The organism is Actinacidiphila oryziradicis, from assembly GCF_005047355.1.
GTDB classification, from domain to species: Bacteria; Actinomycetota; Actinomycetes; order Streptomycetales; family Streptomycetaceae; genus Actinacidiphila; species Actinacidiphila oryziradicis.
This window is the reverse complement of record NZ_SUMC01000230.1, coordinates 1-4,988: the sequence shown is the minus strand read 5'-3', so window position 1 is coordinate 4,988 and position 4,988 is coordinate 1. Positions and strand designations below refer to the sequence as shown.

Genomic DNA, 4,988 nt, shown 5'->3' with positions numbered 1-4,988 from the left:
GCCGAAGCTCCCCGAGACGGCCTGGATCAACAAGCCCGACGAGCCCAGACCGGACGATCAAACGATCCCGACACAGGGATAGAACGATCTACCTGCCTTGATCACGTTGACAGGTTCCGGTTCGTCCTCACCTCGGTGGGCAAGGCGCACACGACGTACGTCACGGCCTACCGTGCTGGCTGACCCTGGCACTGACTGCGTATAACCCCGTCCGTGGATATCTGGAGCAACTCCGGGTAGCCGCTGTCACCTGATGGCTGCCGAGTGAGCCGCCAAAGCCTCGGGGGTGGCGCAGTTCATCCGGGAGGTCAGGGGCGACGGTCCAGATGGTCGCATGGACCGTGGCGGGACCGCCGGCGGCAGCCCGGTCCCGCGCGTGGCGGGCCAGCACCCGCCAGGCCTGACCAGACGTCGAGGACCAGGTCCTCATCCTCGATGCGGCTGGCGGTCGTGTTCTCGTCGACCTGACCCAGCGGGGCAAGTGGGGCCCGGTTACGGCGATGGTCGAGGTGCTGTCCAACTGCCACGTTCCAGCACCTCGACCATCTGCGCACCGTGATCGGCCCGCCCGGCGTCGTCCCCCCGCCAGCCCCCACGGCACGTCCTGAACACACACGCCCACAGAGGAAAGGAATCCACCCCATGAATCCGCACAAAAACCCCGATGAAGTGCTGGACTTCGAGGAGTACGTCCGCACACGACAGGACACTCTGCTGCGCAGCGCACGGCGCCTGGTCCCCGACCCGCTCGACGCCCAGGACCTGCTGCAGACCGCGCTCGCACGCACGTACCGCCATTGGGAGCGCATAGCGGACAAGCAGCTCGCCGACGCCTACCTGCGCCGCGTCATGATCAACACCCGCACCGAGTGGTGGCGGGCCAGGAAGCTGCAGGAGCTCCCCACCGAGCAGCTACCGGACACGAGCATCGAGGACCCCACCGAGCAGCACGCCGACCGCCAGTTGCTGATGGACCTCATGAAGACGCTGGCACCCCAGCAGCGCAGCGTCGTCGTATTACGGCACTGGGAGCAGATGTCCACGCAAGAGACGGCCACCGCCCTCGGCATGGCGCCCGGAACGGTCAAGAGCACGCTGCACCGGGCACTCGCCCGGCTCCGTCAGGAGCTGGAGCGCCGCAGCCTCGAGTCTTCCTGGTAGGCGGAGGCGCCGTCGCCTACGCTCCGGGTGGCGGGGCGTTTCAAGCCGGCCGTACGCCGCGCCGCGCGGATATCGAGGTCGACGGCGTCGTCGCAGAACAGCGGACCGGATCGTCTGACGATGGTCAGGTGGTGCTTGATGTAGCTGGCGATCTCCTCCTTCGTCATGGTGGGCATCTGGTAGCTGATCGAGATCCGCTGGTCCAGGGCCGCCAGGACGCCGTGCTTCATCCGCTTACGCAGGGTGGGCTGCCCGATCAGCAGGCGAACGGCGTCGTGGAATCCCTGTCGTAGTGGGTGAGCATGCGGATTGCGTGCAGCTCATGGTGGTCGATGAGGCACGACTCGTCGACCACGACCGCGGGGGCACGGCCGCGCTCGTCGACCTCGGCGGCCGGCGCGGCAGACGCCTGGGCTGCAAGGCCGGCAGACCTTTCGCGCAGAACGCCCGCCACCGCGCACCTTTTACCGAAAAGCGATGGTTGGCACGCAACATGCCGTGCGGGAATCCAGTCTTGAGGTGTGACAGCGCTCCAGCCCAAGTACAGCCACCGGCAAGAGACATGGGGCTGCAACGAGGCCGGGAATTCGGACCGGACGAGAGGGAGGACAACGAGATGAATCGTGGAATCGGCCGTGCCGAGAAAGCCGGCTTCCGGCGCCAGGGGGCCAGGGCTGCCGCAGTGGGCGCACTGGGTGCGGCCGCAGTCGTGCTGGCAGTGACGCCAGCGTTCGCCAAGGGCAGCGCCGATCTGACCGCGTCGCCGGGCACTGTCCGGGTCGGCCACACCGTCCATATCAAGGGGCACGGCGACAGCGACGCGGTGCAGTACGCGAAGTTCTGCGCGCAGGAACGCGCGGGGACGCACGGCGCGTGGCACACCGTCGCATGCGGCCGGATCGTGGAAATGGCGGCCAAGGACGCCACGGTGGACGTGAAGATCAAGGCCTGCCACCGCGGCGTCGTGCAGTTCCGCGGCGTGCTCTACGACGTCGACGGTCCGCGCGGCGGCCACCCCTACGCGTCCATCACCACGCCGGCCAGGACCATCCACGTGCGCTGATCCAATCACCGCAGTGAGATACATCGTCATCGACGATGCCCGGGTCTCCTGGCACCATGCAGTGCTGCACGCCGAGGCCGGTCACTGGACCATCGAGGACGAGGACAGCAAGAACGGCACCTACGCCGACAGGTGCCGAGTCCGTACGAGGGGCGTCGGGCCGGGCAGCGTCATCCGCTTCGGCAATCCCGCCAGCGGACCGCGCCGTTCTTGCCGCCCGTAGGAAGATGGGACCTGTCGCGGCGGCAAGCCCTCGAGGGGAGTCATTGTCAAGATCCGTGGATCGGGCCAGACAGAGGCTGCTTGGTGGACATCCTGATCTTGATGTCATTCTCGCCGTGACGAGTGACTTCGTGCAGGCCCAGCCGCCGGTAGAGGGCCTGGGCTCGCTGGTTGACGACGAGGACGTCCAAGGTGAGGTCCCGGTCCTGCTGGCGGGCCTGGTGCAGGAGGGTGCGCATGAGGTGGCTGCCGATGCCGCGTTCCTGATGGTCGGGGTGGAGCTCGATCCGCGCCAGGTAGATCTCCGTTGGCCGGTGCTCGACGTGGAGCATGCCGACCTCCGAGCCGTCGGCCGTGATGATCTGCCAGCGGCCGGGGCTGAACGCGCCTGTGTGGAAGTCGCGTTGGACGTGTTCGTCCCAGCCCCAGATCTGCGTGATGTAGGCACCCATGGCGGCTCTGTGCAGCTGGAAGCAGTACTCGCTGTCCGCGGTCGTGGCCGGCCGCAGGCCGATGGCGGTCATGCCGGCCGCTCCTGGGGCCGCTCGACGAGATGGCCGCGTTCGAAACGGGCTCCGGCGCGGACGAGGGCAACGAGATGGGGTGCGTTCACGGCCCGCCAGCGGGCCTGGGCGGACTCGATGAGCTTGAAGACCATGGCCAGGGCGGCGGTGCGGGAGCCGGCGCCACGGGTGACCTTGGTCCGCAGCCGGACGGTGGAGAACGTGGACTCGATCGTTATCTGGAGTCGCCCGGAGGGCGTCCTTCATGTCGTGCAGGAAGCTGTGAACTCCGGTGATCTGCGTGGTGGATGTGGTTATCTGCCGCCGTTCACTCCCGATGAATGGGACGCCTTCGAAGAACACTTCGACACCCGCAAGATCGAGCTCGGCACCTGAGGCCGCCTCTACGGATCTCCGTGCTTCGTTCAGTCAACGGGGCATCCGCTGTCCGGTCCTCCGTATCAACCCCGACATGCTGGATCGGCTGGACGAGATCGAACGAGATCTCCACGACCGGCGCGACCGCGCAAAGCACGAAGGGTGGCTCGGTGAGATCGAGGGCATCGACTTGACCCTGTCGCTGCTTGACCAGAAGCGGACCGAAGCCCGACGGCTTGTCCACCAGCCCGCGACCGTCGACCTGGGCATGCCGAGGTTCACCCCCTTGGCATGACCCTTGCTGCCAAGGGGCGGGCGGCGAACCGCCCGCCCCACAGGATCAGACGCCCCGGCGCTGCCAGGAGAGCATCACGAGCCCCTCCGTCGTGCCGGTCAGGATCGCACTCGCCAGGACCACCGCGAGATCCATCGATCCCTGCGGCGGCGTCACCGACACGACCGCCCCCGCCACAATGATGACCAACACAGCCCGCACCCCCCACCGGGGCGGACGGAACGGGGATCCGGCATCATGGGTCTTGATGATCCTCATAGGAATCATCTCCTTTCAGTCAGCGAGAGCTGACGGTTATGCCGCACCGTGACCGCTGGGCCCAACCAAGAGGGCACGGTGCGGCATTTCTATCTCCGCGCCTTATGGCAGCGAAGAAATCTCCGAAATCCCAGGCAACGGCAGGCCGCGCGGCACAAACGGGGGGAACAACGCATAGAGCGGGCGCTTCCCCCGGCCGGATCGTGTCTGCAAAGTATCGAACCACTATTCACCGGTGACGATCAGAACGTTCTTGCGCCGAAGCTCCTGCAATCCCTTTCCCGCGACATCGGCCGATATCCCATACCACTCCGGCATCCGTTCCTGCGGGAGAGCGAACTGGTACTTTCGCTGGCTCAGTGCTATCAGCAGCATCGCCTTGGCCGACAGCGTGAGCGTCCTGTTGAACCCGCCGGTCCAGTACTCGAAGGGGACCTGGAAATACTTTTCCCCGCGCGGCGGCGCATAGGGGAGGCCGAGGCCGTCCTCCTTGAGCTTTGTGATCTTGGTCTTCCGGTTCTCCCGGGTCCGGGAGATCAGCTGCAGATTGCCCAGCGTCTTCCATGCCCTGGAGACGGCGGCCGGGCCGGAGCTGTCGTCATACTTCCCGAGGGTCCGGGCCCACGTTGTGGACCACTCCGTCACGGAGAAGTCGCCGGCGCTGGCCACTGCGTGGACCAGGAGCAACAGGTCCAGCGCGCGGACCTGCTTGTGGTGGACCAGCTTCGCGAGCGGACCGGCTCCGCTGTTCAGCGGGTTCTGCACGAAGGCGCGGCGGATCGGAACGGTCCGGGTGTTCCGGCCTGACCGTTGGAGAAGAAGGTCGATCGTCTTCTCCTGCGACAACTGTTGCACCGAGGAGGTCTCGTTCATGACCCCATCTTGCAGCACAGTTGCGGGCGGGAGCGCCCGTCGCACGCACGGAACGACCGTGATCAACTAACGTCTGAGCGGGAGCCATAACGATGAACTCGTCTAATACCCATACGACTCCTAGTGTCTCGTGATCCTGCAGTCGTTACTTTGATCGATGGGGCTCGTTGGTTCTGGCATGGAGCTCTCTGTGGAACAGACCGCTGAGTTGCGGGAGTTGGTGAACAGTCGCGAC

General features: G+C 66.1%; 9 protein-coding genes and 2 pseudogenes. 5 read left to right on the top strand and 6 right to left on the bottom strand.

The window, feature by feature from the left end:
• Positions 1–642: 642 nt before the first annotated feature.
• Complete coding sequence (locus tag FCI23_RS53980; RefSeq protein WP_136729908.1) at positions 643–1,161, top strand: SigE family RNA polymerase sigma factor; 519 nt, start codon at positions 643–645, stop codon at positions 1,159–1,161.
• Here FCI23_RS53980 and FCI23_RS53975 read toward each other — a convergent pair.
• Together FCI23_RS53975 and FCI23_RS53970 are read right to left on the bottom strand one after the other, a co-directional pair.
• Positions 1,122–1,391, bottom strand: a complete 270-nt coding sequence (locus FCI23_RS53975; protein ID WP_136731523.1) for a hypothetical protein — start codon at positions 1,389–1,391, stop codon at positions 1,122–1,124. The genes FCI23_RS53980 and FCI23_RS53975 overlap by 40 nt on opposite strands.
• A gap of 26 nt (positions 1,392–1,417) precedes the next feature.
• The gene (locus FCI23_RS53970) at positions 1,418–1,615 is read right to left on the bottom strand and encodes a hypothetical protein (RefSeq protein WP_136731522.1); all 198 of its coding nucleotides are present in this window, start codon (positions 1,613–1,615) and stop codon (positions 1,418–1,420) included.
• A 162-nt stretch (positions 1,616–1,777) separates the two neighbouring features.
• Between FCI23_RS53970 and FCI23_RS53965 the strand changes: the two genes are divergently transcribed.
• Both FCI23_RS53965 and FCI23_RS53960 read left to right on the top strand, forming a co-directional pair.
• A complete protein-coding gene (locus FCI23_RS53965; protein ID WP_136731521.1) occupies positions 1,778–2,224 on the top strand; it encodes a hypothetical protein in 447 nt (148 codons plus the stop codon).
• 22 nt (positions 2,225–2,246) lie between these two features.
• Positions 2,247–2,429: pseudogene (locus FCI23_RS53960) on the top strand (FHA domain-containing protein); the annotation flags it as partial.
• Between the two features lie 64 nt (positions 2,430–2,493).
• Here FCI23_RS53960 and FCI23_RS53955 read toward each other — a convergent pair.
• Both FCI23_RS53955 and FCI23_RS53950 read right to left on the bottom strand, forming a co-directional pair.
• Complete coding sequence (locus FCI23_RS53955) at positions 2,494–2,970, bottom strand: GNAT family N-acetyltransferase (RefSeq protein WP_136731519.1); 477 nt, start codon at positions 2,968–2,970, stop codon at positions 2,494–2,496.
• Positions 2,967–3,182, bottom strand: a pseudogene (locus FCI23_RS53950) (IS256 family transposase); the annotation flags it as partial. The gene FCI23_RS53955 and the pseudogene FCI23_RS53950, both read right to left, overlap by 4 nt.
• On the opposite strand from FCI23_RS53950, the gene FCI23_RS57920 reads away from it, so the two are divergent.
• Together FCI23_RS57920 and FCI23_RS53945 are read left to right on the top strand one after the other, a co-directional pair.
• Positions 3,172–3,345, top strand: a complete 174-nt coding sequence (locus FCI23_RS57920; protein WP_169317463.1) for a hypothetical protein — start codon at positions 3,172–3,174, stop codon at positions 3,343–3,345. The pseudogene FCI23_RS53950 and the gene FCI23_RS57920 sit on opposite strands and share 11 nt — an antisense overlap.
• A 76-nt stretch (positions 3,346–3,421) precedes the next feature.
• A complete protein-coding gene (locus tag FCI23_RS53945) occupies positions 3,422–3,622 on the top strand; it encodes a recombinase (protein WP_136731518.1) in 201 nt (66 codons plus the stop codon).
• A gap of 45 nt (positions 3,623–3,667) precedes the next feature.
• On the opposite strand, the gene FCI23_RS53940 is transcribed toward FCI23_RS53945, so the two are convergent.
• The gene (locus FCI23_RS53940) at positions 3,668–3,880 is read right to left on the bottom strand and encodes a hypothetical protein (RefSeq protein ID WP_136731517.1); all 213 of its coding nucleotides are present in this window, start codon (positions 3,878–3,880) and stop codon (positions 3,668–3,670) included.
• A gap of 225 nt (positions 3,881–4,105) precedes the next feature.
• Positions 4,106–4,753, bottom strand: a complete 648-nt coding sequence (locus FCI23_RS53935; protein WP_136731516.1) for a hypothetical protein — start codon at positions 4,751–4,753, stop codon at positions 4,106–4,108.
• Positions 4,754–4,988 lie beyond the last annotated feature (235 nt).

Excerpts from the sequence above, each read along its gene's own strand:
- FCI23_RS53980 (WP_136729908.1), top strand. The coding sequence starts at position 643 with ATGAATCCGCACAAAAACCCCGATGAAGTGCTGGACTTCGAGGAGTAC.
- FCI23_RS53975 (WP_136731523.1), bottom strand. The coding sequence starts at position 1,391 with ATGAAGCACGGCGTCCTGGCGGCCCTGGACCAGCGGATCTCGATCAGC.
- FCI23_RS53965 (WP_136731521.1), top strand. The coding sequence starts at position 1,778 with ATGAATCGTGGAATCGGCCGTGCCGAGAAAGCCGGCTTCCGGCGCCAG.
- FCI23_RS53955 (WP_136731519.1), bottom strand. The coding sequence starts at position 2,970 with ATGACCGCCATCGGCCTGCGGCCGGCCACGACCGCGGACAGCGAGTAC.
- FCI23_RS53945 (WP_136731518.1), top strand. The coding sequence starts at position 3,422 with ATGCTGGATCGGCTGGACGAGATCGAACGAGATCTCCACGACCGGCGC.
- FCI23_RS53940 (WP_136731517.1), bottom strand. The coding sequence starts at position 3,880 with ATGAGGATCATCAAGACCCATGATGCCGGATCCCCGTTCCGTCCGCCC.
- FCI23_RS53935 (WP_136731516.1), bottom strand. The coding sequence starts at position 4,753 with ATGAACGAGACCTCCTCGGTGCAACAGTTGTCGCAGGAGAAGACGATC.